Source organism: Streptomyces sp. DSM 106670, from assembly GCF_055792845.1.
In genome coordinates this window covers 1,778,769-1,804,281 of sequence record NZ_CM147704.1, presented here as the reverse complement: position 1 = coordinate 1,804,281, position 25,513 = coordinate 1,778,769, and the positions used below count along the sequence as shown (strand labels likewise).

Here is a 25,513-nt window from a genome sequence, read left to right as displayed (position 1 = left end):
CAACCGGTGATCGATCTGGCAAGTTGGCCAGATCCTCGCACCGCGCTCAGCGGCCGTCCAGTAAGTGCACGCTTAGTACGAGTTGCCCGGATGAGGTCCTCCCTGGTCATGACCACCCCTGCCTGTCTGTCACCATGGAGGCATGGGTCAGCCGGAAAGCCGGGAAAATCGCGAAACAGAGCAGTCCGAGCTTCCGCCGGGACAGCGACTGCAACGCGGATGGCCGGTCACCCACTACGGGCCCGTTCCCAAGTTCAAGCCCGACCGCTGGGAGTTCCGGGTCTTCGGGGCCACCGCCGACGGCGACAAGCACTGCTGGAACCACCAGGATTTCTCGGCGCTGCCGTTCTCCACGGTCGTCGCCGATCTGCACTGCGTGACGAAGTTCAGCATGATCGGCGCCGAATGGGGCGGGATCCCCGCCCGTACGGTCCTCGAACTGGCGCCGCCCGCCCCCGACACCACCCATGTGATGGTCTGGGCCGAGTACGGCTTCTCCTCGAACCTGCGGCTGGAGGACTTCGCCTCCGAACGCACCCTCTTCGCCACCCACAAGGACGGCGAACTCCTCACCGCCGAGCACGGTTTCCCGCTGCGACTCGTCGTCCCGCATCTGTACGCCTGGAAGGGCCCGAAGTGGGTCCGGGGCATCGAGTACATGACGGCGGACCGGCGCGGATTCTGGGAGGAACGGGGCTACCACAACATCGGCGACCCCTGGAGCGAGCAGCGCTACTCCTACCAGGAGGGGCCGGGCGACGGCCCCGAGTTGTAGCGGCTAGCGGGCGCCCCGCAGTTCCTTCAGCCGGGCCACGTCCGCCGCGTGCCCCTCCTTGCCGCCGGGCGTCTCGATGATCAGCGGTACGCCCTCGGTCGCCGGATGCGTGAACAGCCCCCGGAAGGGCTCCGCCCCGATGTGACCGGCGCCGATGTTCTCGTGCCGGTCCTTGTGGGCGCCCACCACGTCCTTGGAGTCGTTGGCGTGGATCAGCTTCAGCCGCCCCTCGCCGACCGTCTCCACCAGCAGATCGAGCGTCTGCCGCATCCCCGACGGGCCGGCCAGATCATGCCCGGCCGCGTAGATGTGGCAGGTGTCCAGGCAGATGCCCAGCTTCGGGTGGGAGTCCAGCGCCTCGAAGTACGGCCCGAAGTCCCAGGTCCGCGAGCAGAGCGAGAAGCCCTGGCCGGCCGTCGACTCCAGCAGCAGATCCGGATCGTCGTCGTGGGTCAGCTCGTCCAGCAGCGGGCGCATATGCGTCCGCACCTGGGCCAGCGCCTCGGCACGCGGCCGCCCGCCGGTCGCCGAACCGGTGTGCACCACCACGCCCAGCGCCCCGATCTCCCGGGCCCGCCGCAGCGAGTGGCGCAGGGACTCCACGGACTTCTCGACCGTCGCCTCGGTGTGCGAGCCGAAGTTGATCAGATACGGGGCGTGGACGTACGCCGGGATCGCGGCCGCCGCGCACTCGGCGCGGAACAGCTCGTCCTGCGCCGGGTTCCCGACGGGCGTCGCCCAGCCGCGCGGGTTGGCCACGAAGACCTGCACGGTCTCCGCCGCCAGCTCACGGGCGTACTCCAGGCCGACCTTGGCGAGCCCGCCGGCCACCGGGACATGGCCGCCGACCGGATTGCGCAGTGCGTCCATCTGGTTTCTAGAACCCCTTGGTCTTGATCGTGATCGTGGAGCCCTCGGGGGCCTGCTCGCCGCCGTCCACGGACTGACTCGCGATCGTGTCGCTGAAGGAGAGGAACGGCCGCTCCACCTTCACCTCGAAGCCCGCCTCCTCCAGGGTGCTCCGCGCCTCGTCGACGTCCCGGCCGGTGACGTCCGGGACGTCCAGCATCCGGGGGCCCTTGGAGACGGTCAGCTGGACCGTGTCGCCCTCGGCGGCCTCGGTGCCCTCGCCGGGGGACTGCTCGGCGACATCGCCCTCGGCCTCGGCGGAGTGCACCCGGCCGGGCAGCACCTCGGCCTTCAGCCCTTCGGCCTCCAGCTCGGCGGTGGCGTCCTCGACCGAGAGACCGCTGACGTCCGGGACCTCCACCGGGGCGCCCTTGCTGACGACGAGCGCCACGGCCGTGTCCGGGTTGCGGTCCGTGCCCGCGCGCGGATCCGTACGGATCACCTCGCCGCGGGCCACGTCCTCGCTGAACTCCTTGGTCACCATCCCGGGGGCCAGGCCCACCTTCTTCAGGGCGCGCCGGGCGTCCGCGAGCGAGCTGCCCACGACATCGGGCACCCGCACGATCTCCGGGCCGCGCGAGACGACGAGCTTCACCGAGCCGTTGCCCCGGATCCGCGCGCCCGAGGCAGGGTCACTGCTCACGACCGAGCCGCGCTCGACGGTGTCGCTGAAGACCCGGTCCACGCCCTTGAGCCCGAGCCCCTCGTCGGAGAGCCGCTGCTCGGCGGTCTTCTGGGTCTGGCCGAGCAGCGAGGGGACCTGGGTGAACTGACCGGAGTTGATGTACCAGACGCCCGTGCCGATGCCGAGCGTCAGCAGTACGGCGGTGAGGATCGTGATCAGCTTGCGGTGCGGCCCGCCGAACGGGCCGCGCCGGGCGGTCCCGCGCCGAGGGGCCGAGGGGCCCGCGGGCGGCATCTCCAGCCGGCTGGTGCGGTGCACTCCGGCCCCGTCACCGTCCGCCGGGAGGGCTCGCGGGATCACGCTCGTACGGTCGTCCGCGCCGTCGTGCGTCTCCGACAGCGCCTGCGGCGGTACGGCGTCCAGCTCGGCGTCGGTCAGCGCGGCGCGCGCCTCACGGGTCTCGGCCAGCAGCAGCACCGCGTCGTGCGGGCGCACCTCGGGATTGCGGGCGGTCGCGCTCGCCACCAGGCTGTCCAGCGCGACCGGGAGCCCCGGCACCACGGCGGACGGGGCCGGGACGTCGGAGTTGAGGTGCTGGTAGATGACCTGGGCGGCGTTCTCGCCGGTGTGCGGCTTGGCGCCGGTCAGCATCTCGTACAGCACGACCCCGCAGGCGTACACATCGCTGCGGGTGTCGGCGGTGCCGTGCTCGATCTGCTCGGGGGCCAGATACGACACCGTGCCCAGCAGCGAGCCGGTGGTGTCGGTGGCCGTGCCGACCGCCCTGACCAGGCCGAAGTCGGCGACCTTCACCCGGCCGTCGTCCCCTATCAGGACGTTCTCCGGCTTCATGTCGCGGTGCACGAACCCGGCCCGGTGCGCGGCGCCGAGTGCGGCGAGGACCGGCTCCAGGATGTCGAGGGCCGCCCGGGGCTGCAGGGCCCCGCGCTCGCGCAGCACATCGCGCAGGGTGCAGCCCGCCACGTACTCCATCGCGAGATAGACGTACGCACCCTGGGCGCCCTGGTCGAAGACCGCGACGACATTGGGGTGCGCCAGGCGCGCCACCGACTTGGCCTCACGGATGAAGCGCTCGACGAACGAGACGTCGGTGGCGAGCGCCGGGTGCATCACCTTGAGGGCGAGCACCCGGTCCAGGCGGGTGTCCACGGCCCGGTAGACCGTGGCCATCCCGCCGACGGCGATGCGCGCCTCTATGCGATACCGGCCGTCGAGCAGCTGCCCGACGAGAGGGTCCTGGAGGGTCGTGTCCACCCCGAGAGTCTACGAGCCGCCACCGACACCCCGGACGGGCCGGGGCACTCCCGGGGCCGTTCCCTTACCGACCTGTGACAAGGAGGTTTTCAGCCCCTCCGGCGATTGAGGAGCGGGGGTTCGGGGGCAGCGCACCCGACGATCACCGGCTCAGAACGCGGGCCGCTCCGGATCGAACGCCGCCCGCCCGGCCACCGGGGACGACGCCTCGGCGAAGTGGCGACGCGGAATCCGCCCCGCCCGGTACGCGAGCCGCCCGCCCTCCACCGCATGACGCATCGCACCCGCCATCAGCTCCGGCTCCTGGGCCCGGGTCACCGCAGAGGCCAGCATCACGGCCGCGCACCCCAGCTCCATCGCCTGCGCCGCGTCCGAGGCCGTCCCGGCGCCCGCGTCGAGGATCACCGGCACCCCGGCCCGCTCGACGATCAGCTCGAAGTTGTGCGGGTTGCGGATGCCGAGGCCGGAGCCGATGGGGGAGCCGAGCGGCATGATCGCCGCGCAGCCCACGTCCTCCAGCTTCCGGGCCAGCACCGGATCGTCGTTGGTGTACGGCAGCACGACGAACCCGTCGTCGACCAGGGTCTCCGCCGCGTCCAGCAGCTCGACGGTGTCCGGCAGCAGGGTCCGCTCGTCCGCGATCACCTCCAGCTTCACCCAGTCGGTGCCGAGCGCCTCCCGGGCCAGCCGGGCGGTCAGCACCGCCTCACCGGCGGTGTAGCAGCCCGCGGTGTTCGGCAGCACCTGGATGGAGAGCCGCTCCAGCACCGAGAGCACCGAACCCCGCACCGTCGGGTCCAGCCGACGCATCGCCACGGTGGTCAGCTCGGTGCCGGAGGCGATCAGCGAGCGCTCCAGCACCTCCAGGCTCGGGGCGCCGCCGGTGCCCATGATCAGCCGGGAGCCGAAGGCGGCGGGCCCCAGCGAGAAGACGTCGTCCGACATGGTCAGCCTCCCTGCACGGCGGTGAGGATCTCGACACGGTCGCCCTCGCCGAGCGCCGTGGCGGCCCACCGGCCGCGCGGGACGACGCTCTCGTTGACGGCGACGGCGATCCCGGAGCGGGCCGGGGTCACCGTGGCGACGAGGGCGTCCAGGGCGGTCCCGGCCACCACGGCACGGGCTTCCCCGTTCACCGAGACGGAAACGGTGGCTCCGGACGGTACGGAAGCGGCGGCGGTTTCCGACGCGGCGGCGGCTTCCGGGACGGCGGGCTGCTGGGTCATACGGGCTGCTCCTGGAGTACGGGGGCGGCGGGGGCGGTCGCCGCGAAACGGCCGGGGGCGAAGGGGCGGGCCGTCTCGGGCAGCTCGCCGGTGGTCAGGGCGTCGGCCATCGCGTCCCCGGTGACCGGGGTCAGCAGGACGCCGTTGCGGTGGTGGCCGGTGGCGAGCAGCAGACCGGGCAGGGCGGTCGGGCCGAGCAGCGGGGCGTTGTCGGGCGAGGCGGGACGCAGACCGGCCAGGGTCTCGGTGAGCGGCAGCTCGGTGATGCCGGGCACCAGCTCATGGGCGTCGCGCAGCAGCTCGTACACCCCGCCGGCGGTCACCGTGGTGTCCCAGCCCAGCTCCTCGCTGGTGGCGCCGACGACCAGCTCGCCGTTCTCGCGCGGCACGAGGTAGAGGTGGCCGCCGCGGACCACGGCACGCACGGTGCGGCTGAGGAAGGGGGCGTACGCCGGTGGCACGGTGAGCCTCAGGACCTGGCCCTTGACCGGGCGGACCGGCGGCACGAGCTCCGGCGGAAGCCCCGCGAGCCGGCCGCTGAGGCTGCCCGCGGCGAGCACGACCTGATCGGCCGCGAACTCCGTACCGTCGCCGAGCAGCGCCCCGGCCGCCCGGCCCCCGGCGACCGTGAGCCGCTCGGCGGTCGTCCGGCGGAACGCGACCCCGGCCCGCTCGCACGCGGCCAGCAGCGCCGCGGCGAGGCGGCGCGGATCCACCTGGTGGTCGCCGTCCACCCGCAGGCCGCCCCGGACGCCCGGGGCCAGCATCGGCTCCAGGCGGCGGCACTCACGGCCGCTCAGCCAGGTCGACTCCAGCCCCGAACGCTCCTGAAGGGCGTGCAGTTCGCGCAGATGCGCGCGGTCGTCGGCGTCCAGCGCGACGGCGAGCGTGCCGCAGGTGCGGAAGCCGGTGTCCCGGCCGCTCGCCTCCTCCAGCTCGGCCACGAACGCCGGATAGCGGGCGGCGGAGGCGAGGTTGAGCCCGAGCAGCATCTCCTCGCCGTAGTGCAGTTCGGTGACGGCGGCCAGCATGCCCGCCGCGACCTGTGCGGCGGCGCCGCCCGGTGCGGGGTCCGCCACCGTGACGCGCAGCCCCCGCTGGGCGGCCCGCCACGCGGTGACCAGGCCGATGATGCCGCCCCCGATGACGAGGACGTCGGATCCGGCGGTTCTCCGTGAGGCTCCTGAGGTGTTCCCCGAGGCGCGCATGGGTGTCCAGCCCCTCCCTTCGCCGGCATGACCCGGAGCAGGTTCGTACGGTCGGAGGCCGGCCAGCCTCCCTCTCAGCCCGGTGCGTCCGGGCTCCCGCGAGTGTTCTACCTTGGCCAGCCTAAACCCACCCGCCTTTCGCCCAGTAGGGGAGCAGCCACCGTGGCCCGTTCGCTCGACGGACTCGTCCTCGCGCCCGTCGCCGACCAGGCCCCGGGCCAGGTCGGCACCCGCACCCGCTTCACATACCACGAGCAAGGCGGCCGGATCTGGGCCGAGTACACGGGCGGCGACGTGGTCCGCGGCCATCTCGTCGGCACCCGGGACGGGGACGCGCTGGACTTCCGCTACGTCCAGCTCAAGCAGGACGGAACGACCTCGTCCGGACACTGCGTCTCCACCGTCGTCGACCTCGCGGACGGCCGGGTGCGGCTGGAGGAGCGGTGGGCGTGGGAGTCGCAGGAGGGCAGCGGGACGAGCGTGGTGGAGGAAGTGCGCTCCTGACGGCCGCCGTTCCGGCATTCCGCCGACCGCCTTCCTGACGCTCCGTCAGGTGATTAAGGTGGACAGGTGAGCGAGCAGCAGACGGAGAAGAGTCCGGACCGGAACGTCGTGGTCGTCGGAGCGGGCATGGCGGGCGTGCAGAGCGCCGTGGCCCTGCGCGAGGCGGGCTTCGCCGGGCCCGTCACCCTGATCGGCGCGGAGCCCCATCAGCCCTACGACCGCCCGCCGCTCTCCAAGGCCGTCCTGCTGGGCAAGGCCGAGCACTCCGCCTTCGACGTCGACTTCGAGGCGCTGGACATCACCCTGCGCCTCGGCCTGGACGTCACCGCCCTGCGCGCCGCCGACCATGTGCTGGACACCGCCGAGGGCCCCGTCCGCTACGACTCCCTCATCCTCGCGACCGGCGCGGAGCCCGTCACCCTGCCCGGCGCCGAGGGCGTGCCCGGCGTCCATCTGCTGCGCACCCTCGACGACGCCGCCCGGCTGCGGCCCGTCCTGGACCGGCAGCACGACGTGGTCGTCGTCGGGGCGGGCTGGATCGGCGCGGAGTTCGCCACCGCCGCCCGGGCCGCCGGCTGCGCGGTCACCGTCGTCGAGGCCGCCGCCCGCCCGCTCGCGGGCACCCTGCCCGCCGAGGTGGCCGCCCCGATGGCCGACTGGTACGCCGACAGCGGCGCCGAACTCCTCACCGGAGCCCGGGTCGACCGCGTCGAGGAGGGGGCCGTCGCCCTCACGGACGGCCGTACCCTGCCCGCCGGGGCCGTGGTCGTCGGCATCGGCGCCCGCCCCGCCACCGGCTGGCTGGCCGGCTCCGGGGTCGAGCTCGGCCCGGACGGCTCGGTCACCGCCGACAGCGCGCTGCGCACCTCGCTGCCCGATGTGTACGCGGTCGGCGACTGCGCCTCCTTCCCCTCCGCCCGCTACGGAACCCGCCTGCTGGTCCACCACTGGGACAACGCCCTCCAGGGCCCGCGCACCGCGGCCGCCGCGATCCTGGCGGCGGAGAGCGGCGCACCGCTCCCCGTCTACGACCCCGTCCCGTACTTCTGGTCCGAGCAGTTCGGCCGCTTCGTGCAGTACGCCGGCCACCACGCGGACGCCGACACCCTGCTGTGGCGCGGCGACGGGTCGGACGCGGCCTGGTCGGTGTGCTGGCTGCGCGACGGCGCGCTCGTCGCCGTACTCGCCGTGGGCCGCCCGCGGGACCTCGCCCAGGGCCGCAGGCTCATCGAGTCGGGGGCCGTCCTCGACCCGGAGAAGGTGGCCGACCCGGCCGTACCGCTGAAGTCCGCCGCCCTCTGAGCGCCCCGGGGCCGCCGCGGACACCCCCGTACGGTCGGCCCGGCTACCGGCTGTCAGTCCGGGATGGCACGCTTGTCCTTGTGACCGAGATTGACGCAAAGACCGATGCTCTCGTCCCCGCCTGGCTCCACCTTCCCGACATCGCGGAAATGCTCGATGTCCAGGTGACGCGCGTACGGCAGTTGGTCAAGGAGGGCCAGCTCATCGCCGTACGCCGTGGTGAGAACCGGACGCTCCAGGTGCCCGCCGCCTTCATCGACGGCGACAAGGTGGTCAAGGGCCTCTCCGGCACCCTGACCCTCCTGAAGGACGACGGCTATTCCGACGAAGAGATGCTGGAGTGGCTCTTCACTCCCGACCCGACCCTGCCCGGCACCCCCGCACAGGCGCTGAGCGAGAATCGCGGTACGGAGGTGAAGCGCCGAGCCCAGGCGCTCGCCGTCTGACCGATACGACTCAAAGCGGAGCACGGGCCGCCCGGTGCGGCCCGTGCCCCGTCACGACCACGGGGGAGTTCCGCCATGTCCACGCCTCGCGAGCAGCTGTCCGACGCCCGGCTCTATCTGTGCACGGACGCCCGTAAGCGCCAGGGCGACCTTCCGGCCTTTCTGGACGCGGTGCTCGCCGCCGGGGTCGACATCGTCCAGCTCCGGGACAAGGGCATGGAGGCCGCCGAGGAGCTGGAACACCTCGCCGTGTTCGCCGACGCCTGCCGCCGGCACGGCAAGCTCCTCGCGGTGAACGACCGCGCGGACGTCGCCCACGCCATCGGCGCCGACGTCCTGCACCTCGGACAGGGCGACCTGCCGGTCCCCGCCGCCCGCGCGATCATCGGCGCCGACCGGCTGATCGGCCGCTCCACGCACGCCGAGGCCGAGGTCGACGCGGCCGTCGCCCAGGACGGCGTGGACTATTTCTGCACCGGCCCCTGCTGGCCCACCCCCACCAAGCCCGGCCGTCACGCCCCCGGCCTCGGCCTGGTGCGGCACGCGGCCTCCCTCGGCCAGCCGCGCCCCTGGTTCGCGATCGGCGGGATCGACGCGGGCAATCTGGACCAGGTGCTGGACGCCGGGGCCCGCCGTGCGGTCGTCGTCCGGGCGATCACCGAGGCCGACGATCCGGCCGCCGCCACCGCCGACCTGGCCCGACGCATCCGGGCACACGCGCTCTGACCTTCCGGGCCGTCCGGCCCACGTGTTCCGGCTCACGCGAATGGGGGATATCTCGGTCTCCTGTCCGAGGGATGGACAAGAGACCGACAAATCGGCGCAAAGTTTGCTGCTCTGGTTGGGTGAGTGTCCACCCCCTGGTTAACCTCCCCTTATGGCCCTTGGCACACCTTCCACCAGGACGGATCACGCCCGCACGGTGCGTGATCTGCTGGCGACCGGCAAAACGTCGTACTCCTTCGAGTTCTGGGCGCCCAAGACGGAAAAAGGTGAGCGGAACCTCTGGAACGCGCTGCGCCGCGTCGAGGCGGTCCGCCCGAGCTTCGTCTCCGTGACGTACGGAGCCGGCGGCTCCACCCGCGCCGGGACGGTCAAAGCCACCCAGGAGATCGCGGCGGACTCCACGCTCACCCCCGTCGCCCACCTCACCGCGGTCAACCACTCGATCGCCGAGCTGCGCAACATGGTCGGGCAGTACGCCGACGCGGGCATCAGGAACATCCTCGCGGTCCGCGGCGACCCGCCGGGCGACCCGATGGGCCCGTGGGTGGAGCACCCGCAGGGCGTGAAGTACGCCGCCGACCTCGTCCGGCTCATCAAGGAATCGGGCGACTTCTGCGTCGGCGTCGCGGCATTTCCCGAAATGCACCCCCGGTCGACCGACTGGGAGACGGACATCGGCCATTTCGTGGACAAGTGCCGGGCGGGCGCGGATTATGCGATCACGCAGATGTTCTTCCGCCCGGAGGACTATCTGCGGATGCGTGACCGCGTGGTCGCTGCGGGTTGCGAAACGCCGGTGATCCCCGAGGTCATGCCCCTTACCAGCGTGAAGCAATTGGAAAAGTTCTCCCAGCTCAGCAACGCGACCGTGCCCGCGTCGTTGAAAGAGCGCATCCTCGCAGCCAAGGACGATCCGGCCGCTGTACGCTCCATTGGCATCGAGTTCGCGACGGAGTTCTGCGCGAAGCTGCTGTCCGAGGGTGTGCCCGGACTGCACTTCATCACGCTCAACAACTCGACGGCTACGCTCGAAATCTACGAGAAACTCGGACTGCACAAGCAGTCGTGACCGGTCGTACCCGCCGCCGATGCGGCTACGGCCGAAGGAGGGGGCGGGCGTGGGCTGGACGGTCCTCTACATCGCATTCGGTCTGGTGGCCCTGTGGCTGCTCGGCGAGGTGCTGCTGCAGTACAAGGCACGACTGCGCTGGCGGCTCCTCGCCTTCGCCGGCTTCCTCGGCGTGGTGGTCGGGGTGCTGCTGGCCTCCGTTCCGGTCATCGTCGTCGGCACGATCGCCTTCGCCACCGGCCAGACCTTTGTGACGCTGTCCTTCCGGCGCGGCTTCTCCACCGGCTGGGCCATAGGCGGCAGCCCGGGGGAGAGCCGGCGTCGCAAGGGCGGCGGCGAGGGCGCCGCCGTGAAGGAACCCACGCTGGAGGTCTCGGACCTGGAGGTCGCCGACCCCGGGTACGACCAGGTCCCGCCCGTGCCGTCCGCCCCGCCCGCGCCGTCCGTCTACGAGACGCAGCCGATGCCCGACGACACCGGCCAGTACGGCGTGTACGGGGACACCGGCTACGACACGAACGGCAACGCCCACCAGGACCAGGGCCACGGGGCCGACCCCTCGGCACAGCCGCAGTACGCCGCGTACGACCCGTACACCGGCTACGAACAGCAGCCCGCCCAGGACCCCTACGCCGGAACGTACGACTACGGCACCGGCCAGCAGAGCTACGCCGCCTACTCCGACCCGTACATCGGCACCACCAACGGAGCCCCCTCCTACGGCGGTTACGACGCCTACGGCAACGGCTACGACAGCCAGGGCGGTCAGCAGAGTTACGCCGACCCCTACGCCCAGAGCTACGGCGCGGAGACGTACGGCACGGACACCCCGCCCGGCGGCGTCTGGGTCCCGCAGCAGCGCGACGCCGAGCAGTACCCCCCGATGGAGCCGGAGCAGCCCGCCGGGCCCGCCTCGTACGGCAACGGCTACGACACCGGCCAGAACGAGCAGTACCGCTACTGAGCCCCCGGCTGCCGGGCGCCCTCAGCGCGAGCCGCGGAAGTCGTCGCCCTCCACGACGAGTCCGGCCACCAGCGTCCCCGACATCCCGGCGTGCGCGAGCCCGCCGCCGGGGTGCGACCAGCCGCCCGCGAGATACAGCCCCGGCAGCCGGGTGAGATTGCCCGGGTGCAGATACGCGCCGCCCGCCCCGGCCAGCGCGGGCGGCGGCACCGCACCGCCCTCGGCCCCCGTCTCCGCCTCGGTCTCCGCCGGTGTGCGGATCTCCGTGTGCAGGACCCGCTCCCGCAGCCCGGGCACGGCCGCCGCCGCCCGCTCCACCAGGACGTCGGCGAACCGCTTCCGCACCGCCGCGTCCCGCCAGTCGACCGGCCCCTGCGGGGCCACCGTCGCGGTGAGCGTCACCGCCTCGTGCTCCGCGTCCGGCCGGGTCGCCGGATCGTCGGGGCGCAGCACCGTCACCGTGGGGTGCCCGGCGACCCGGCCCCCGAACACCGCCTCCTGCTCCGCCGCCCCCTGCGCGCTGTGCACCACGGTCCGGTGCACCGCGTCAGCCTCCCGGGCCCCGCGCAGCGACAGCAGCACCATGAACCGGCCCGCCGCGCCCGCGCCGGAGCCCGCCCGGACCGGCACATCGCCCGCGCCCCCCGGCTGCTGACCCGGCACCAGATCCGGGCGCGGCCGGACCCCGAGCACCACCCGGTCCGCCTCGGCCACCTCACCGCCCGCCAGCTCCACGCCCGCCGCCCGGCCGTCCTTCTCGACGACCCGGACCACCTCGGCCCCGAAGACGAACTCCACCCGGCGGGCCACGCACCGCTCGTACACCGCCCGCGCCAGCTCCCGCATCCCGCCCAGCACGTACCAGCTGCCGAAGGTCTGCTCCATGTACGGCAGCAGCGCGGCGCTCGCGGGGGCGGAGCGCGGGTCGAGGCCGTGGGACAGCGCGTACCCGTCGAGCAGGGCGGCGAGCCGGTCGTCCGCCAGCTCCCACGCGCCGATCTCCGCGACCGTGCCCGCCTGCCGGGCCCCGCGCAGCAGACGCCGCTGCCGCACCGCCGGATACGGATCACGCCCCAGCACCTGGTGGTCCGCCCACAGGGGCTCCTCCAGAAGCGGTCGCCGCGACCGGTCCCAGCTGTCCCGGGCCCGGTCCATGAAGGCGCTCCAGCGCGCCCCGGCGCCCGCGCCGAGCGCACCGTCCAGGGCGGTGGCGACCCCGGCCCGGGAGGCGTTGGGCAGCGACACCGCCGTGCCGTCCGCGAAGAGATGACGGCTCGCCGGATCGACCTGGGTCAGCGTCACGCACTGCTCCAGCGACTCCTTGCCGGTCTTCACGAAGAGATCGCGCTGGACGGCGGGGAGGTGCAGCAGGCCGGGCCCGGTGTCGAAGACGAAGCCCTCGTGCTCATGGCGGCCCACCGAGCCGCCGTAGCTCGCGGACCGCTCGTACACCGTCACCCTGTTGCCCGCCACGGCGAGCCGGGCGGCCGCCGCCATCGCGCCCGTCCCGGCGCCGATCACCGCAATTCGTGCCATGCCGGTGACTTTATCGACCGGCACCGACACCTCAGCCGGGAGGCCAGGGCCCACCCGTTCCGGCCAGCCGTTTCTCCTCGCGGCGCTGGGCCCGGCGGCGCAGGAAGCGGCGGATCCGCGAGGCGAGGAAGATCACTATGACGATGCCCAGCACCAGCAGCACGGCCGCGATGACGGCGGCCGCCACCGGATGGAATATGGCGAACGTGACGACCCCGGCGACCCCGAGGTCCTCCGCGATGCTCATCCCGACGTTGCTGAAGGGCTCCGGAGAGGTGTTGACGGCCATCCGCGTGCCCGCCTTGACCAGATGGCTCATCAGCGCCGTGGACCCGCCGATCGCACCGGCCGCCAGCTCCGGCAGCGAACCGCTCTCCCCGGCCAGCAGCGCGGCGATCACCGCCCCGGTCACCGGCCGGATCACGGTGTGCGCCGTGTCCCAGACCGAGTCCACGTACGGGATCTTGTCCGCCACCGCCTCGCAGAGGAACAGCACACCGGCCACGATCAGGACGTCGGTGCGCTGCAGGGCGGCGGGCACCTCGTCGGACACGCCGGTGGCGCCGAACAGGCCGAGCAGCAGGACCACCGCATACGCGTTGATCCCGCTCGCCCAGCCGCTTGTGAACACCAGGGGGATTACGGACACGCAGGCGATCGTAACGACCCCGCGCCGGACCCGGGTGGGGTTCGGCGCGGACCCCTGAGTATCCGTACTCAGGAACACAGATGAGTAGCTGCGCGGATAGGCCCCGACCTGCGCGGACGGCAGAGTGATGACCACGGAAGGGGCGCTGCGCCAGGACCGCCGGCACGGGGCGGCGGAACGGCGCGGTTCCCCCGACGCAACGGGGGTGCACGACGGAGGCCCGGGGACCACGGGGGACATACGGGGTCACGGGGAACGGGTTTCCGGCAAGCACGGAAGACGCCGGTCCGACGAAGTTCGCGGGGGATGCGAACTTCGGCGGCCGGCGTCTTCGGCTTTCCCGGTGGCTCACCGGATGTGCGGCCTCAGTGCCCGCTGACCCGCCCGTGCAGCAGCAGCGACAGCGCCGAGTGGACCTCGTCGATCGAGCGCTCCGGCTGGAACGCCTGCCAGTCCAGCGCCGCCACCAGCACCATCCCGACCAGCGCGGCGGCCGTCAGCGGGATGTCGATCTCCTCGCTCAGCTCTCCGCTGCGCACCGCCTCGCGCAGCACGTCCTCGACGACCGCGACGGCCTCCTGACGCACCACCAGCAGCGTGGACTGCCAGGCGCGGTTGGTGCGCCAGAGCTCCGCCACGTACAGCTGGGTGAAGGCCGGGTAGCGGTCGATGAAGGCGAGCCCGGCCCGGATCATCGCGTCCAGCGCCTCGACCCGGGTGCCGCCGCGCTCCGCGGACTCCTCGGCGGCGGCCCGCAACGAGGCCGTGAGCAGCCCCACGCCGTGCCGGAGCAGCTCCTCGAACAGCTCGGTCTTGCTCTTGAAGTTGTAATAGACCGTGCCCTTGGCGACCCCGGCCCGCTCGGCGATCTCGTCGACGGTGGTCGCCGAGAAGCCCTTCTCGGCGATGAGCGTCACCGCAGCCTCGTAGAGCTTCTGCCGGGTGGCCTGGCGGCGCGTGGTGCCACTGCTTTCCATGAGCCCGATTCTTCCAGGCCCCGGCGTACTCACCGGCCCGGCACCCGGCGCGCTCACAGGCTCAGCTCCGGGTGCAGCCGGCTCAGGCTCCACACCTGCTTGCGGCGGGCGGTGAACGCGGTCAGGGCGAGCGCGCCGACCGTGAAGGCCGCCAGCACCGCGCAGCCCAGCCAGACCGGGGTGAGCGGCCCGCCGGTGATCAGCCTGCGCAGCCCCTCGACCACGTACGTCATCGGGAGGTACGGGTGGATCGCGCCGAAGAAGCCGGGGCTGGTCTGGACGGGGTACGTACCCCCGGCCGAGGTCAGCTGGAGCATCAGCACCACCAGCACCAGGATCCGCCCGGCCGCGCCGAAGCAGGCGTTCAGCCACTGCACGATCGCGGCGAAGCAGCAGGTCACCAGGGCCAGGAAGCCGATCGTTCCGGCGGCGTGGGCCATCTGGAGGCCGAGGCCCCAGTGCAGGACGGCCATCAGGGCGCCGACCTGGGCCGTGCCGATGGCGGCGACCGGGAGCCAGCCGGCGAACGCGATCCGCCAGGAGGAGGCCCCGGCGGCGAGGGCGCGCCGGTTCATCGGCTGGATCAGCATGTACGCCACCATCGCGCCGACCCACAGGGACAGCGGGATGAAGTACGGGGCGAAGCCGGTGCCGTAGTTGGGTGCGGCGTGCAGCGACTTGGAGGCCAGCTGGACGGGGTCGGCCATGACGTCGGTCCGCGCGTCGCGGTCCTTCTTGTCGTAGTCCGGGATCTTGTCCACGCCGTCGTTGAGGCCCTGGGCCAGCTCGGCCGAACCGTCGCCGAGCCGGAACAGCCCGCCGTCCAGGTTCTCCGCGCCGGTCTTCAGCTTGCCGACGCCGGTGTCCAGGTCGCTGGAGCCGGTCTGCGCGCCGCCGAGTCCGGTGTGCAGCGCCTGCGCGCCCTTGGCGACCTTGTGGGCGCCGGTGTTGAGCTCGTTGACCTTGGATACGGCCGACGCCAGGTCGTCGTCCAGCGTCGGTGCGCGCTTCGCGAGGTCCTCGGCCTGCTTCTGGAAGGCGGTCAGCTGGGTGCTCAGCTTCTTCAGGTCGCCGTTCTGGTTGGTGACCAGGGTGTTCACATCGGCGGCGATCTTCGCGACGTCGACGGCCGTGACCTGGGCGCGCTCCAGCGGCGGGCAGACCGTGGCGTCGGGCTCCTCGGCCTCCTCGCACTGGGTGCGGTGGATCTCGGTCAGCTCGTCGGCCGCCTTCTTGGCGCCGGCGGCGGCGGTCGGCGCGCTCTTCACGAGCAGGTCGAGGTTGTGCCGTACGGCCGCGGAGGTGTCGGCGACCAGACGTGCCGTGTCGCGGATGGACTTCCCGTTGTCCTGGAAGAAGGGCCGTACGTCGGTGGCGATGCCGTTGACCTTGTCGGCCAGGACCTGGGTGCCTCCGGCGACCTGGGCGGAGCCCGTGGCGAGGTCGCGCGAGCCCTTGTTCAGCTTGACGATCCCGTCGGAGAGCTTCTTGCTGCCCTCCTTGGAGTCCTTGAGGCCGTCCGCGAGGTCCTTGGAACCCTTCTTCGCCTTCGAGATGCCGCCCTTGAGGTCGTCGGCTCCCTTGGCCGCCTCGGCGGTCTTGTCGTGCAGATCGGAGAAGTTGATGAAGATGCGGTCAAGGAAGGACCGGGAGGCATTGGTGGAGGCGGCGTTGCGCACCTCGCCGAAGACCGTCTTGGAGATCTGGCCGACGATGTAGTTGTTGGCGTCGTTCGTCCGCACCTGGAGCGCGCCGGTCTCGGGGGAGTCACCGCCGCTGGACGCGATCTTCCTGCTGAAGTCGGACGGCATCGTCAGCGAGAGGTAGTACGTGCCCTCCTCGACGCCCTTCTCGGCCTCGGCGGAGCTCACCTCGTGCCAGGCGAAGACCTTGGAGTCGAGCAGCTTCTCGCTGATCTCGTCCCCGGCCGTGACGCGCTTGCCGTCGCTGGTGGCCCCCTTGTCCTCGTTGACCAGCGCGACGGGCAGCTTGTCGAGCTTTCCGTACGGGTCCCAGAACGAGCACAGGTACAGGGCGCCGTAGAGCAGCGGCAGGAGCAGCAGGGCCACCAGCGCGGCGGCCGGCAGCTTCCCCCTGCCGAACCGCTTCAGCTCAAGCGCGGCCAGCTTCGGCGATCGCATCGGCCGTCTCCTCGTCGGTGGTGGGTGCGGGGGCGGGTTCTTCGGCGGCGCTTTCCCCGGTGACCGGTGCGGTGCGCACGACCTGGGTGTTCTCCGGGGCCTCGCTGCACACGGCGAGCACGGTCGTCCCGGCGTCGGCCACGGAGCGCAGCAGCGCCCAGGCCTGGTCGCGCTCGGCGTCCGACAGCTTGAGGTCGGTGTCGTCGACGGCCAGCAGCCGCGGCTTGCCGATCAGCGCCAGCGCGACGGACAGCCGCAGCGCCTCCAGCCGCTCCAGATCCCGTACGGAGGTGCGCCCCGACTTGGGCAGCGTGGCGGGGTCGAGGCCCGCGGCCTCCAGGGCCTCGTCGACCCGGGCCTCGGCCGCGGCCCGGCGCTCGGCGCGCGGGCGCAGCAGGGTGCGCAGGGAGGTGCCGTAGCGGCCCTGGAGGAGGGCGCGCTCGCCGAGGTGCTCGGCGACGGTGAAGGCGGGGTCCAGCTCGCTGACGCCCGGCACCGGGCCCAGGGCGGCGATCCTGCGGACCGCGGCGGCCTGCCGGGGCAGCCGGAGGCCGCCGGTCTCCGCATGGCCCTCGGTGGTGCGCATCCGGCCGGTCAGGGCGAGCAGCAGGCAGGTGCGGCCCGATCCCGACGGTCCCTCGATGGCCACCAGCGCCCCTGGCTCGGCACTGAACGTCACGTTCCGGAAGACCCGGCCGCGCGGTCCCTCCAGTCCGAAGTCCTCGGCGCTGACAGCCGCGCCGTGCGGGCTCTCCACAGAGACCCTCCCCTAATTGAACTGACCAGTCAGTGCAAAAAGGTAGTCCGAACTCGCGCTCGAAGCAAAACGGCAGGTCAGGGCCGTACCCGGATCGATTGTCAGTGGTGCCCGCCACCATGGACACAGACGGCCACGGAGCCGTCACACGACGACAGGAGGTTCGTCATGGCCAGCTCGTCCGCAGCCGCCGCCCCGCGGCGCCGCGCAGTCAGCCCTGCCCCCTCACTGACCGGTCCGGCCGGCGATGTCCACCCCGTGCTGCGCCGCAGCACGGCGCCGCCCGCCGCTCTCGAACTGCTCGCCAAGGCCCGCTCCGGCCTCGACGAGGCCGCCGTGCTCCACGATCCCAACGAGCGGTACGCCACCGCCCACCTCGCCGCCCTGCGCACCGCGGCGGCCGTGCTGGCCGCCCGCGGCCGCCCCGAGACGAACAAGCGCCGCCGCGACCGCATCCGCAGCGCCTGGGAAGTCCTCCCGGAAACAGCGCCCGAACTGACCGAATGGAGCGCCCTCTTCGCCTCGGGCGCCGACCGCCGGGCCCGCGCCGAGGCCGGAGTGCCCGGAGCCGCCGGCGAGCGCGACGCCGACGATCTGCTCCGCGACGCGGCCATGTTCCTGCGCCTGGTGGAACGGCTGCTGGTGCTCCAGCCGGTCCTGCCGCAACCCCGCCAGGAGCGTCCCGGCGGCGGGTGACCCGGACACGTCCGGAGCGCCCTGGCGGCGGGTGATCCGGAAACGGTGCGAGGCAATAGGGTGGTGACCGCTCACATCACCACCCGCACTGTTCACGCTCCGCCGTCCCCGGCGGCACCGTGCCGAGGAGTCATCTGCCGTGTCGGACCAGCCGCGCCCCCGCGCCTCTCTCCGTACCGCCGTGGTCTGGGAGGTCCTCAAGGAGGCTCTGGACCGTCAGGTCAAGGCGACCGGCAGGGACGCCCTGGATGTCCTGGACACCGGCGGCGGCACCGGTAACTTCGCGGTGCCCGTGGCCCGGCTCGGCCACCGGGTCACCGTCGTCGACCCCAGCCCCAACGCGCTCTTCGCGCTGGAGCGCCGCGCCGCCGAGGCCGGGGTCGCCGACCGGGTCCGGGGCGTCCAGGGCGACATCCTCGGGCTGTTCGACGTCGTGGAGCGCGACGGCTTCGACGCGGTGCTCTGTCACGGCGTCCTGGAGTACGTCGACGAGCCCGCCGAGGGCGTACGCAACGCGGTCGAGGCGCTGCGCCCCTCCGGCGCGCTCAGCCTGCTCGCCGCCGGCCTGGGCGGAGCCGTCCTGGCCCGCGCGCTCGCCGGTCACTTCACCGAGGCCCGGCAGGCGCTCACCGACCCGGCCGGCCGCTGGGGCGAGGGCGACCCGGTGCCCCGCAGGTTCACCGCCGAGCAGCTCTCCGACCTGGTCTCCGATGCCGGCCTGGAGATCGCCGCGGTGCACGGCGTCCGGGTCTTCGCCGACCTGGTGCCGGGCGTCCTGGTGGACACCGAGCCCGGCGCCATGGAGGCGCTCCTCAAGCTGGAAGCGGCCGTCGCCGAGCAGCCCGCGTTCCATTCCGTCGCCACCCAGCTGCACGTTCTGGGCGAGAAGCGCCGCTGATCAGCAACGCAGCTGTGGACGGAGTGGGACTCAGGACCCCCGTAAGGGGCGTGCGCCCCGTATGATCGGGTGACACCATCCGGCATGGCGGATCGGTCGTCGGGGAATCTACGCCTCAGCAGCCGAGCCGACATAGCGGTCCGGACTGGCTGAACGCTAGAGGGCGGGTTTCACGGGGGCGAATCCCTGCCTATCCTGGAAGGGCCGCATACCGGTCGCCCCCGCGGCCGACGACGAGGAGGATCCCGTGCCGCTCTCGGAGCACGAGCAGCGCATGCTCGAGCAGATGGAGCGAGCGCTGTACGCCGAAGATCCCAAGTTCGCGACAGCGCTCGAGGGAAGCGGACTGCGTACGTACACCCGGAAAAGGGTCTACCAGGCGGTCGCTGGCTTCCTGGTGGGTATCGCGCTCCTCATGGCCGGAATGGTCGCCCAGCAGATCTGGATCAGCGTGGTGGGGTTCCTCGTCATGCTCGGCTGTGCCGTGCTCGCGGTCACCGGATGGCGCAAAGCGCCCAAGCCCGGTGAACAACAGCCGGCCGCCGCGGACAGCGGGGACAGCGGCGCACGCCGCCGACCGAGACAACGCCGGTCGATGATGAACCGCATCGAACAGCGGTGGCAGCGCCGCCGCGACGAACAGGGCCAGTAACAGTCGGCCGAACGTCTCGGTGCCGTTCCCGCACCGGGCCGTGCCACAGCACGACGCAGTACACCGATGGGTGAGGGGCGGTCGCTTTTCGCGACCGCCCCTCACCCATGTGCGGGTGTGCCCGCCTCAGCCGTGCTGGCGCGAGAGGCGCCGCAGCCGGGCCGTCCAGCGACCGGCTCCCGGACGGTTCGCCCAGCGCTCGGCGAGCGCGGTCCGGCGCTCCGCGACGGCCCACACCACCCGGACGGACGAGCGGGGCAGGAGCGTCGCCCGCAGCCGGGCGCCCCGGCCCGCCGACGCCCGCAGACCCGCCCGTACCGCCAGCGCGTCCTCGGCCAGTCCGGCCGCGGGGCGCGGCTCGGGGGCGTACAGCACCTGCTCCACCGAGCCCGCGATCCGGTGCACGGCCTCGGCCGCGCCCGTGTCGAGCCGGCCCAGCCGCACGACCCTGGCCGCCGCCTTGCGCGGTGTCAGCGACTCGTCGGGACCGATGCCGTGGTCCCAGGCCGTATCGGTGATCTCCCGCCAGGCGGCCAGGGTCCGGGCCGCGGCGTCCGCGGGCGTCCGGCCCCCGGAGCCCAGCCGCCGGTTGCGCGTCCGGGTCCGCCACAGCAGCGGTGACAGCGGCAGCACCAGCGCCAGGACCGCCGCGAGGACCACCAGCAGCACCGTCCCGGCCGGGGTGCCCCGGTCGGTCGGCAGCGCCGCTCCCGCCTCCTGCGAGGGCCCGCACCCGCCTTCCTGGCGCAGCTGCGGCGGGCAGCTGTCATCGGCGGAGGGTGCGGCGGACGGTGCGTCCGAGGTGTCCGCGGAGGGCTCGGCCACGTCGCTCGCGCTGTCCGTGGGGACCTCGGGCCGGGTGTACGAGGGAGCGCTGCCCCGGCTCGGGGTGGGCTCGAACCGGGTCCAGCCGACCCCCTCGAAATACAGCTCGGGCCAGGCGTGCGCGTCACGCAGCCCGACCGACGTCGCTCCGTTGGCCTTCATGGTGCCCGGGGTGAAGCCCACCGCGACCCGGGCCGGAATGCCCAGCGTCCGGGCCATCGCCGCCATCGAGAACGAGAAGTGGACGCAGAAGCCCTCCCTGTCGCGGAGGAACCGGGCGATGGCGGACGAGCCGGTCCCCGAGGTGACCGTCGTGTCGTAGGTGAAGCCGCCGTCGGACGCGAACCAGTCCTGGAGCTTCACCGCCTGCTCGTAGGCGTTGGCCGCGCCCTCGGTGACCTCCTCGGCGGTGTCGGCGACCACACCCGGCAGCGAGCCGGGCACCTGGGTGTACTCACGGACCAGCTCCTCCGGCGGTGTGCCCGCGGCGGCGAGCTGGTCCGCCGTGGGCTCGACGACCAGGCTGCCGACCTCGTACTGCGCGCCGCGCGTCGTCTGCCCGTCGTCGCCGACCAAGGTGCGGCCCTCGGGCTCGTACCGCCAGCGGCCGCCGACGCGGACCTCGCTCGCCGGGTAGGGGAGCGGCAGATAGGTCTGCTGGTAGGAGCGCGAGGCGGAAATGTTCGTCCGGACCTCGGTGACCGCGACGTCCCCGCTCAGCCCGGTGGGTTGCGGCAGACGTTCGGGAACGTCCGTCAGCCGCCGGGTGGAGGAACGCCACTCGCTGCCGTTGAACTCGTCCAGGGCCAGGATCCGGAGATAGAGGCTCTGCGGGTCCTCGATGTTGCTGCGGTACGTCATCACCTCCCGGTTGTCCGGCTGGTTGAGGTTGTTCTGGAGAGAGACCAGCGGATTCACCGCGGAGATGGTGCCGCCGCCGCTGCCCCTGCCGTTCCCCGGACCGCTGCCGCCCAGCAGACCGCTGTCCAGCGCGGGCAGCGCCAACGGGGCGACCAGCGCGATGCCGAGCGCCAGCACACCGATCCGCCGGCCGGTGCGGACGGGGGAGGAGCCGCCGCCCACCCCGGCCAGCCCGTCGGACAGACCGCCCGTATTCCGCGCGGCGCCGCCGAAGACACGCCCCCACTGGGAGAGCCGGTCCCGGCCCTCCGCCAGCAGGAGCAGCAGATAGCCGGAGGCGGCCAGCAGGAACCACAGCCAGCTCGCGCCGCCGTCGGAGAGACCGGCCGCGACCGAATACAGGGCGAGCAGCGGCAGTCCGGCCGGGGCCGCGCTGCGGAAGGTCACCGCCAGGGCGTCCACCACGAGGCCGATCAGCACCACCCCGCCGATCACCATCAGCTTGATGCCGTCGGTCAGCGGGGCCGGGGTGGAGTACGTGCCGACGTCCTCCCCGCCCGCCACCAGCAGCTCACCGAGCCGCATCACGGCCCCCGGTCCCGGCAGTACCCCGAACAGGGCGTGGTCCCGGGCGAACACCAGCGTCAGCAGCACCAGCGTGACCAGCGTCTGGAGGGCGATGGTCAGCGTCCGGGCCAGCGGCACCCGGCGCGCGAGGGCGCCGACCCCGCTCTGGACGCCGAGCAGCACCGCCGCCTGCACCAGCCAGCCGACCCCCTCCACCAGCGGGATCAGCGACCCCGCCGCCAGCAGTGTCGCCGCATAGGCGCACAGCGCCAGCCTGGCCCGCCCGCTCATGACCATCCCCCCGCGAAACCTGTCGTGCCGCCGCTCGGGGCGGACGGCGTATCCGTGCGCATCCGGCCCGCCAGCTGCCACAGCGCGGGCAGCTCGGCCCCCGGCTCGACGGGCACCACCGTCCAGCCCGACTCGCGCAGCCGTCGCAGCCGCTCCTCGGTCCGATCCGGTGCGGCCTCCTCGCCGGCCCAGGCGGCGCTGTCCAGGACGAAGGCGACGCCCGCGCCGGCGCGCTGCCGCATCCGGGCCGCGACCGCGGACTGCTCCTCGTCCAGATCGCCGAAGAAGGCGATGAGCAGCCCTTCGTTGCCGCCGCGCAGCACGTCATGGGCGCGGGAGAGACCCCCGCCGTCGGAGTGGCCGACCACCGCGAGCGTGTCGAGCATCAGCCCCGCCGAGTCCGCGGACTCCTGGGTCGAGCCCGCGAAGCCGCCGGACCCCTCGCCGGGCACCGCGTTGCCGTCGTCGGTGAGGAGCCGGACGGCGAAGCCGCGCTCCAGCATGTGCACCAGCGCGGAGGCCGCCCCCGAGACCGCCCATTCGAACGCCGAGTCGGGCCCGGCGCCCTGGTAGGCGATCTGCCGGGTGTCCAGCAGGACCGTGCACCTGGCCCGCTGCGGCTGTTCCTCGCGGCGCACCATCAGCTCGCCGTGGCGCGCGGTGGAGCGCCAGTGGACCCGGCGCAGGTCGTCGCCGTGCCGGTAGCCGCGCGGAATGATGTCGTCCTCACCGGCGAGCGCCAGCGACCGCTGCCGCCCGTCGCCGTACCCGGAGGCCTCGCCCGCCAGCCGCAGCGCGGGCAGCGGCACCGTACGCGGAATGACGACGAGGGTGTCGTAGGCGCTGAAGGAGCGGGTCAGCTCGCACATGCCGAACGGGTCGCTGAGCCGCAACTGCAACGGGCCCAGCGGATAGCGGCCGCGCAGGTCGGAGCGGACCCGGTAGGACACCTCGCGGCGGCCGCCCGCCTCCACCCGGTCCAGGACGAAGCGGGGGCGCGGACCGAGCACGTACGGAACCCGGTCCTGGAGCATCAGCAGACCGGTGGGCAGCCGGGAGACGTTGTCCATGCGCAGGTGCACCCGGGCCTCCGAGCCGGCGGGCACCCGGGACGGCGAGAGCCGCCGGGTGCCCGTCACCCGGTAGCGGGTGCGGTAGAGCACGGTCACGCAGACCAGCGGCAGCACGGCCAGCAGCAGCCCGACCCGCAGCAGGTCGCCCTGGCCCAGGACGTACGCGCAGACGGCGGCGGCCAGACCGGCGGCCAGGAAGGAGCGTCCCCGGGTGGTCAGTCCGCCCAGGGCCGCCCGGAGACCGCCCTTGCTGTCGCCGTCCTCCACGGCGCCGGGCTCGCCGCCCGCCATCACAGCCGCCGTGCGCCGTGCTGCTGGTTGTACAGCGGGCGGCCCGGCTCCTGCCCGGCGGGCGAGGGCGGCGCGGTGCCGCCGGCCGAGGTCGGCACCGGGGTGCGCTGGATGATCTCCAGGACCACCTGCTCCGCCGTGCGGCGGTTCAGCTGCGCCTGGGCGGTGGGCAGCAGCCGGTGCGCGAGCACCGGCGTGGCCAGCGCCTGGACGTCGTCCGGCAGGGCGTAGTCGCGCCCGCTGAGCGCGGCGGACGCCTTCGCGGCGCGCAGCAGATGCAGCGTCGCGCGCGGGGAGGCGCCGAGCCGGAGATCGGGGTGGCTCCGGGTGGCTCCGACCAGCTCCACGGCGTAGCGCCGCACGGCGTCGGCGACATGCACCGTACGGACGGCGTCGATCAGCTTCACGATGTCGTGGGCGTGCGCCACCGGCTGGAGGTCGTCCAGCGGGGAGAGCCCCCCGTGCACATCGAGCATCTGGAGCTCGGCCTCCGGGCTGGGGTAGCCGATGGAGACCCGGGCCATGAACCGGTCGCGCTGGGCCTCGGGCAGCGGGTAGGTGCCCTCCATCTCGACCGGGTTCTGGGTGGCCACCACCATGAACGGGTCGGGCAGCTCGTAGCTGTGCCCGTCGATGGTGACCTGGCGCTCCTCCATCGACTCCAGCAGTGCCGACTGGGTCTTCGGCGAGGCGCGGTTGATCTCGTCGCCGATCACGATCTGGGCGAAGATCGCACCCGGCTTGAACTCGAACTCCCGCCGCTGCTGGTCGAAGATCGACACACCGGTGATGTCCGAGGGCAGCAGGTCCGGCGTGAACTGGATCCGTCGCACCGAACAGTCGATGGACCGCGCCAGCGCCTTGGCCAGCATGGTCTTGCCGACCCCGGGGACGTCCTCGATGAGGAGATGCCCCTCGGCGAGCAGCACGGTCAGCGAGAGCCGTACGACCTCGGGCTTGCCCTCGATCACACCCTCCACCGACCTGCGCACCCGCTCTGCTGTGGTGGTCAGATCCGTGAGGCTCGCTCGATCGTCATAGGTCGTCACCCGGCCCTCCTCGGCCCTTTTGCGCAGGGGCCGTCGCGCGTACCCGCGCGGCCCACCCCGAAAAATCGGACACTCCTCCGGAAGGCCCGGGGGATGTCACACCCGCATTCTTGTTGCCGTTACCGCTTCGTGTCACTCGCCTGTGGATAAGTGGGTGCGAAAAGTCAGCTTCTGTCACGATTTCGCCACCGTGAGCCACGGTGTTGGGTGCGTGAGGTGCGGCGGAGGGCCGGAAAACGAGGGGGATGCGTTCAGGAAACGGAGTCGATCTCGCGCAGCAGACCGGTGGTCACGTCGAACACGAACCCGCGCACGTCGTCGGTGTGCAGCAGGAACGGCGAGGTGCGCACCCGCTGCATCGACTGGCGCACGTCCTGGTCGGCGTCCGTGTAGGCCTCCACGGCCCAGGCCGGACGCTGGCCCACCTCGCGCTCCAGGTCCTGCCGGAAGTCCTCGGTGAGGGACTCCAGACCGCAGTTGGTGTGGTGGATGAGGACCACGCTGCGGGTGCCGAGCGCCCGCTGGCTGATGGTCAGCGAACGGATCACGTCCTCGGTGACCACACCGCCCGCGTTACGGATGGTGTGGCAGTCACCGAGCTCCAGGCCGAGCGCGGCGTGCAGGTCGAGACGGGCGTCCATGCAGGCGACCACGGCGACCTGGAGGACCGGGCGCGCGTCCATGCCCGGATCGCGGAAGTCCTGCGCGTATCCGGCGTTCAGCGCGACGAGCCGGTCGGTGACCTGGCCCCCTTCGCGGACCGCCGAAGCGGAGGGCGTCACGGACTCGGCGGCGGGGGTAGCGGAAGTCGACATGGATACGACGTTAGCGTTCCCACCTGGCACAGGCGTGCTGTGAGAGCGGACAAAGAACGTCAACACGGCTTGTTGTGAGCTAACCCACAGAACTCGGGGGGACGCGCCTGTTCGAGTGAGTTCGGCGCATCCGTACGGGTGGAGCGACGCGCTGCGCGGTTCGTTGATCGCGCATCGATCGAATGGCAGGGTGGACTAAAGTAACGCGAAGTCACCATCCACCTCCGTACCCACTGCCCCACGGCACCCCCCGCACCTCCTGCAATATTCCGTATTTCCCCCGTGATGTGCGGCGTACGTGCGACCCGGCCCTCTCCCGCTCTCGGTCGGCCGACGCCACTTCCCCGGCGCCGGCGGACCTCCCCTTCAGAGCGGGCGGGGACCAGGACGTACGTGCCGGCCGCGC

The 25,513-nt window shown here is 72.6% G+C and carries 24 protein-coding genes and 1 riboswitch; of the genes, 10 read left to right on the top strand and 14 right to left on the bottom strand.

Annotated elements, in window-relative coordinates:
* The first annotated feature begins 142 nt into the window (after nt 1-142).
* Entirely contained in the window at nt 143-775 is a 633-nt protein-coding gene (locus ACSMXR_RS07885; protein ID WP_137232701.1) for a sulfite oxidase-like oxidoreductase, read from the top strand.
* A 3-nt stretch (nt 776-778) separates the two neighbouring features.
* Here ACSMXR_RS07885 and ACSMXR_RS07880 read toward each other — a convergent pair whose 3' ends face one another.
* The 5 genes from ACSMXR_RS07880 to thiO form a co-directional block, all read right to left on the bottom strand.
* Nucleotides 779-1,645, bottom strand: coding sequence for a deoxyribonuclease IV (locus ACSMXR_RS07880; protein WP_473171492.1), 867 nt, complete (start codon nt 1,643-1,645; stop codon nt 779-781).
* 7 nt (nt 1,646-1,652) lie between these two features.
* Nucleotides 1,653-3,584 carry a Stk1 family PASTA domain-containing Ser/Thr kinase gene (gene pknB / locus ACSMXR_RS07875; RefSeq protein ID WP_473171491.1) on the bottom strand — a complete coding sequence of 644 codons (1,932 nt, stop codon included), beginning with the start codon at nt 3,582-3,584 and terminating at the stop codon, nt 1,653-1,655.
* 150 nt (nt 3,585-3,734) lie between these two features.
* Nucleotides 3,735-4,529, bottom strand: a complete 795-nt coding sequence (locus ACSMXR_RS07870; RefSeq protein ID WP_381848742.1) for a thiazole synthase — start codon at nt 4,527-4,529, stop codon at nt 3,735-3,737.
* 2 nt (nt 4,530-4,531) lie between these two features.
* Nucleotides 4,532-4,810, bottom strand: a complete 279-nt coding sequence (thiS, locus tag ACSMXR_RS07865) for a sulfur carrier protein ThiS (protein ID WP_473171490.1) — start codon at nt 4,808-4,810, stop codon at nt 4,532-4,534.
* Nucleotides 4,807-6,018, bottom strand: coding sequence for a glycine oxidase ThiO (gene thiO / locus ACSMXR_RS07860; RefSeq protein WP_473171489.1), 1,212 nt, complete (start codon nt 6,016-6,018; stop codon nt 4,807-4,809). The genes thiS and thiO overlap by 4 nt, the downstream gene beginning before the upstream one ends.
* A riboswitch (TPP riboswitch) is annotated at nt 6,016-6,128 on the bottom strand. Its footprint overlaps the gene before it by 3 nt.
* A 52-nt stretch (nt 6,129-6,180) precedes the next feature.
* On the opposite strand from thiO, the gene ACSMXR_RS07855 reads away from it, so the two are divergent.
* From ACSMXR_RS07855 to ACSMXR_RS07830, 6 genes are all read left to right on the top strand, one after another.
* A complete protein-coding gene (locus ACSMXR_RS07855; protein ID WP_473171488.1) occupies nt 6,181-6,522 on the top strand; it encodes an avidin-fold protein in 342 nt (113 codons plus the stop codon).
* Nucleotides 6,523-6,588: 66 nt separating this feature from the next.
* Nucleotides 6,589-7,824 carry an NAD(P)/FAD-dependent oxidoreductase gene (locus ACSMXR_RS07850; RefSeq protein ID WP_473171487.1) on the top strand — a complete coding sequence of 412 codons (1,236 nt, stop codon included), beginning with the start codon at nt 6,589-6,591 and terminating at the stop codon, nt 7,822-7,824.
* Between the two features lie 80 nt (nt 7,825-7,904).
* A complete protein-coding gene (locus ACSMXR_RS07845) occupies nt 7,905-8,270 on the top strand; it encodes an Rv2175c family DNA-binding protein (protein WP_137232693.1) in 366 nt (121 codons plus the stop codon).
* A gap of 75 nt (nt 8,271-8,345) precedes the next feature.
* Nucleotides 8,346-8,996 (top strand): thiamine phosphate synthase, encoded by a 651-nt coding sequence (gene thiE, locus ACSMXR_RS07840; RefSeq protein WP_473171486.1) that lies wholly within the window; start codon nt 8,346-8,348, stop codon nt 8,994-8,996.
* 151 nt (nt 8,997-9,147) lie between these two features.
* Nucleotides 9,148-10,065: a methylenetetrahydrofolate reductase [NAD(P)H] gene (gene metF / locus ACSMXR_RS07835; protein ID WP_065488833.1), complete on the top strand. Its 918-nt coding sequence runs from the start codon at nt 9,148-9,150 to the stop codon at nt 10,063-10,065.
* Nucleotides 10,066-10,114: 49 nt separating this feature from the next.
* Nucleotides 10,115-11,029 carry a Bax inhibitor 1 family protein gene (locus ACSMXR_RS07830; RefSeq protein WP_218527839.1) on the top strand — a complete coding sequence of 305 codons (915 nt, stop codon included), beginning with the start codon at nt 10,115-10,117 and terminating at the stop codon, nt 11,027-11,029.
* A gap of 21 nt (nt 11,030-11,050) precedes the next feature.
* Here the strand turns inward: ACSMXR_RS07830 and ACSMXR_RS07825 are convergent, their stop codons facing one another.
* The 5 genes from ACSMXR_RS07825 to ACSMXR_RS07805 form a co-directional block, all read right to left on the bottom strand.
* A complete protein-coding gene (locus ACSMXR_RS07825; RefSeq protein ID WP_473171485.1) occupies nt 11,051-12,565 on the bottom strand; it encodes a phytoene desaturase family protein in 1,515 nt (504 codons plus the stop codon).
* 31 nt (nt 12,566-12,596) lie between these two features.
* Nucleotides 12,597-13,214: a DUF4126 domain-containing protein gene (locus ACSMXR_RS07820; protein ID WP_376188866.1), complete on the bottom strand. Its 618-nt coding sequence runs from the start codon at nt 13,212-13,214 to the stop codon at nt 12,597-12,599.
* Nucleotides 13,215-13,579: 365 nt separating this feature from the next.
* Nucleotides 13,580-14,191 (bottom strand): TetR/AcrR family transcriptional regulator, encoded by a 612-nt coding sequence (locus ACSMXR_RS07815; protein WP_098024243.1) that lies wholly within the window; start codon nt 14,189-14,191, stop codon nt 13,580-13,582.
* 53 nt (nt 14,192-14,244) lie between these two features.
* Nucleotides 14,245-16,332, bottom strand: coding sequence for a YhgE/Pip family protein (locus tag ACSMXR_RS07810; RefSeq protein ID WP_137232688.1), 2,088 nt, complete (start codon nt 16,330-16,332; stop codon nt 14,245-14,247).
* The gene (locus tag ACSMXR_RS07805; protein WP_473171484.1) at nt 16,304-17,089 is read right to left on the bottom strand and encodes an ATP-binding cassette domain-containing protein; all 786 of its coding nucleotides are present in this window, start codon (nt 17,087-17,089) and stop codon (nt 16,304-16,306) included. Before ACSMXR_RS07805 ends, ACSMXR_RS07810 begins: the two co-directional genes overlap by 29 nt.
* Nucleotides 17,090-17,257: 168 nt before the next feature.
* Between ACSMXR_RS07805 and ACSMXR_RS07800 the strand changes: the two genes are divergently transcribed.
* From ACSMXR_RS07800 to ACSMXR_RS07790, 3 genes are all read left to right on the top strand, one after another.
* Nucleotides 17,258-17,785, top strand: a complete 528-nt coding sequence (locus ACSMXR_RS07800) for an SAV_6107 family HEPN domain-containing protein (RefSeq protein ID WP_137232686.1) — start codon at nt 17,258-17,260, stop codon at nt 17,783-17,785.
* 139 nt (nt 17,786-17,924) lie between these two features.
* Nucleotides 17,925-18,683, top strand: coding sequence for a methyltransferase (locus ACSMXR_RS07795; RefSeq protein WP_137232685.1), 759 nt, complete (start codon nt 17,925-17,927; stop codon nt 18,681-18,683).
* Nucleotides 18,684-18,930: 247 nt separating this feature from the next.
* Complete coding sequence (locus tag ACSMXR_RS07790) at nt 18,931-19,335, top strand: DUF3040 domain-containing protein (protein WP_030586502.1); 405 nt, start codon at nt 18,931-18,933, stop codon at nt 19,333-19,335.
* Between the two features lie 126 nt (nt 19,336-19,461).
* Here ACSMXR_RS07790 and ACSMXR_RS07785 read toward each other — a convergent pair whose 3' ends face one another.
* The 4 genes from ACSMXR_RS07785 to ACSMXR_RS07770 form a co-directional block, all read right to left on the bottom strand.
* Entirely contained in the window at nt 19,462-21,879 is a 2,418-nt protein-coding gene (locus tag ACSMXR_RS07785) for a transglutaminase TgpA family protein (RefSeq protein ID WP_473171483.1), read from the bottom strand.
* Nucleotides 21,876-23,243, bottom strand: a complete 1,368-nt coding sequence (locus tag ACSMXR_RS07780; RefSeq protein ID WP_381794413.1) for a DUF58 domain-containing protein — start codon at nt 23,241-23,243, stop codon at nt 21,876-21,878. The genes ACSMXR_RS07785 and ACSMXR_RS07780 overlap by 4 nt, the downstream gene beginning before the upstream one ends.
* Nucleotides 23,243-24,292: an AAA family ATPase gene (locus ACSMXR_RS07775; protein WP_193462314.1), complete on the bottom strand. Its 1,050-nt coding sequence runs from the start codon at nt 24,290-24,292 to the stop codon at nt 23,243-23,245. The genes ACSMXR_RS07780 and ACSMXR_RS07775 overlap by 1 nt, the downstream gene beginning before the upstream one ends.
* A 251-nt stretch (nt 24,293-24,543) precedes the next feature.
* Nucleotides 24,544-25,107: a beta-class carbonic anhydrase gene (locus tag ACSMXR_RS07770; RefSeq protein ID WP_137232681.1), complete on the bottom strand. Its 564-nt coding sequence runs from the start codon at nt 25,105-25,107 to the stop codon at nt 24,544-24,546.
* Nucleotides 25,108-25,513 lie beyond the last annotated feature (406 nt).

What these genes read in the sequence shown, in the direction of transcription:
- ACSMXR_RS07800 (WP_137232686.1), top strand. Translation starts at nt 17,258, where the DNA reads ATGGCCAGCTCGTCCGCAGCCGCCGCCCCGCGGCGCCGCGCAGTCAGC.
- ACSMXR_RS07885 (WP_137232701.1), top strand. Translation starts at nt 143, where the DNA reads ATGGGTCAGCCGGAAAGCCGGGAAAATCGCGAAACAGAGCAGTCCGAG.
- ACSMXR_RS07780 (WP_381794413.1), bottom strand. Translation starts at nt 23,243, where the DNA reads ATGGCGGGCGGCGAGCCCGGCGCCGTGGAGGACGGCGACAGCAAGGGC.
- ACSMXR_RS07880 (WP_473171492.1), bottom strand. Translation starts at nt 1,645, where the DNA reads ATGGACGCACTGCGCAATCCGGTCGGCGGCCATGTCCCGGTGGCCGGC.
- thiO (WP_473171489.1), bottom strand. Translation starts at nt 6,018, where the DNA reads ATGCGCGCCTCGGGGAACACCTCAGGAGCCTCACGGAGAACCGCCGGA.
- ACSMXR_RS07815 (WP_098024243.1), bottom strand. Translation starts at nt 14,191, where the DNA reads ATGGAAAGCAGTGGCACCACGCGCCGCCAGGCCACCCGGCAGAAGCTC.
- metF (WP_065488833.1), top strand. Translation starts at nt 9,148, where the DNA reads ATGGCCCTTGGCACACCTTCCACCAGGACGGATCACGCCCGCACGGTG.
- ACSMXR_RS07810 (WP_137232688.1), bottom strand. Translation starts at nt 16,332, where the DNA reads ATGCGATCGCCGAAGCTGGCCGCGCTTGAGCTGAAGCGGTTCGGCAGG.
- ACSMXR_RS07870 (WP_381848742.1), bottom strand. Translation starts at nt 4,529, where the DNA reads ATGTCGGACGACGTCTTCTCGCTGGGGCCCGCCGCCTTCGGCTCCCGG.
- ACSMXR_RS07825 (WP_473171485.1), bottom strand. Translation starts at nt 12,565, where the DNA reads ATGGCACGAATTGCGGTGATCGGCGCCGGGACGGGCGCGATGGCGGCG.
- thiS (WP_473171490.1), bottom strand. Translation starts at nt 4,810, where the DNA reads ATGACCCAGCAGCCCGCCGTCCCGGAAGCCGCCGCCGCGTCGGAAACC.
- ACSMXR_RS07770 (WP_137232681.1), bottom strand. Translation starts at nt 25,107, where the DNA reads ATGTCGACTTCCGCTACCCCCGCCGCCGAGTCCGTGACGCCCTCCGCT.
- ACSMXR_RS07785 (WP_473171483.1), bottom strand. Translation starts at nt 21,879, where the DNA reads ATGAGCGGGCGGGCCAGGCTGGCGCTGTGCGCCTATGCGGCGACACTG.
- thiE (WP_473171486.1), top strand. Translation starts at nt 8,346, where the DNA reads ATGTCCACGCCTCGCGAGCAGCTGTCCGACGCCCGGCTCTATCTGTGC.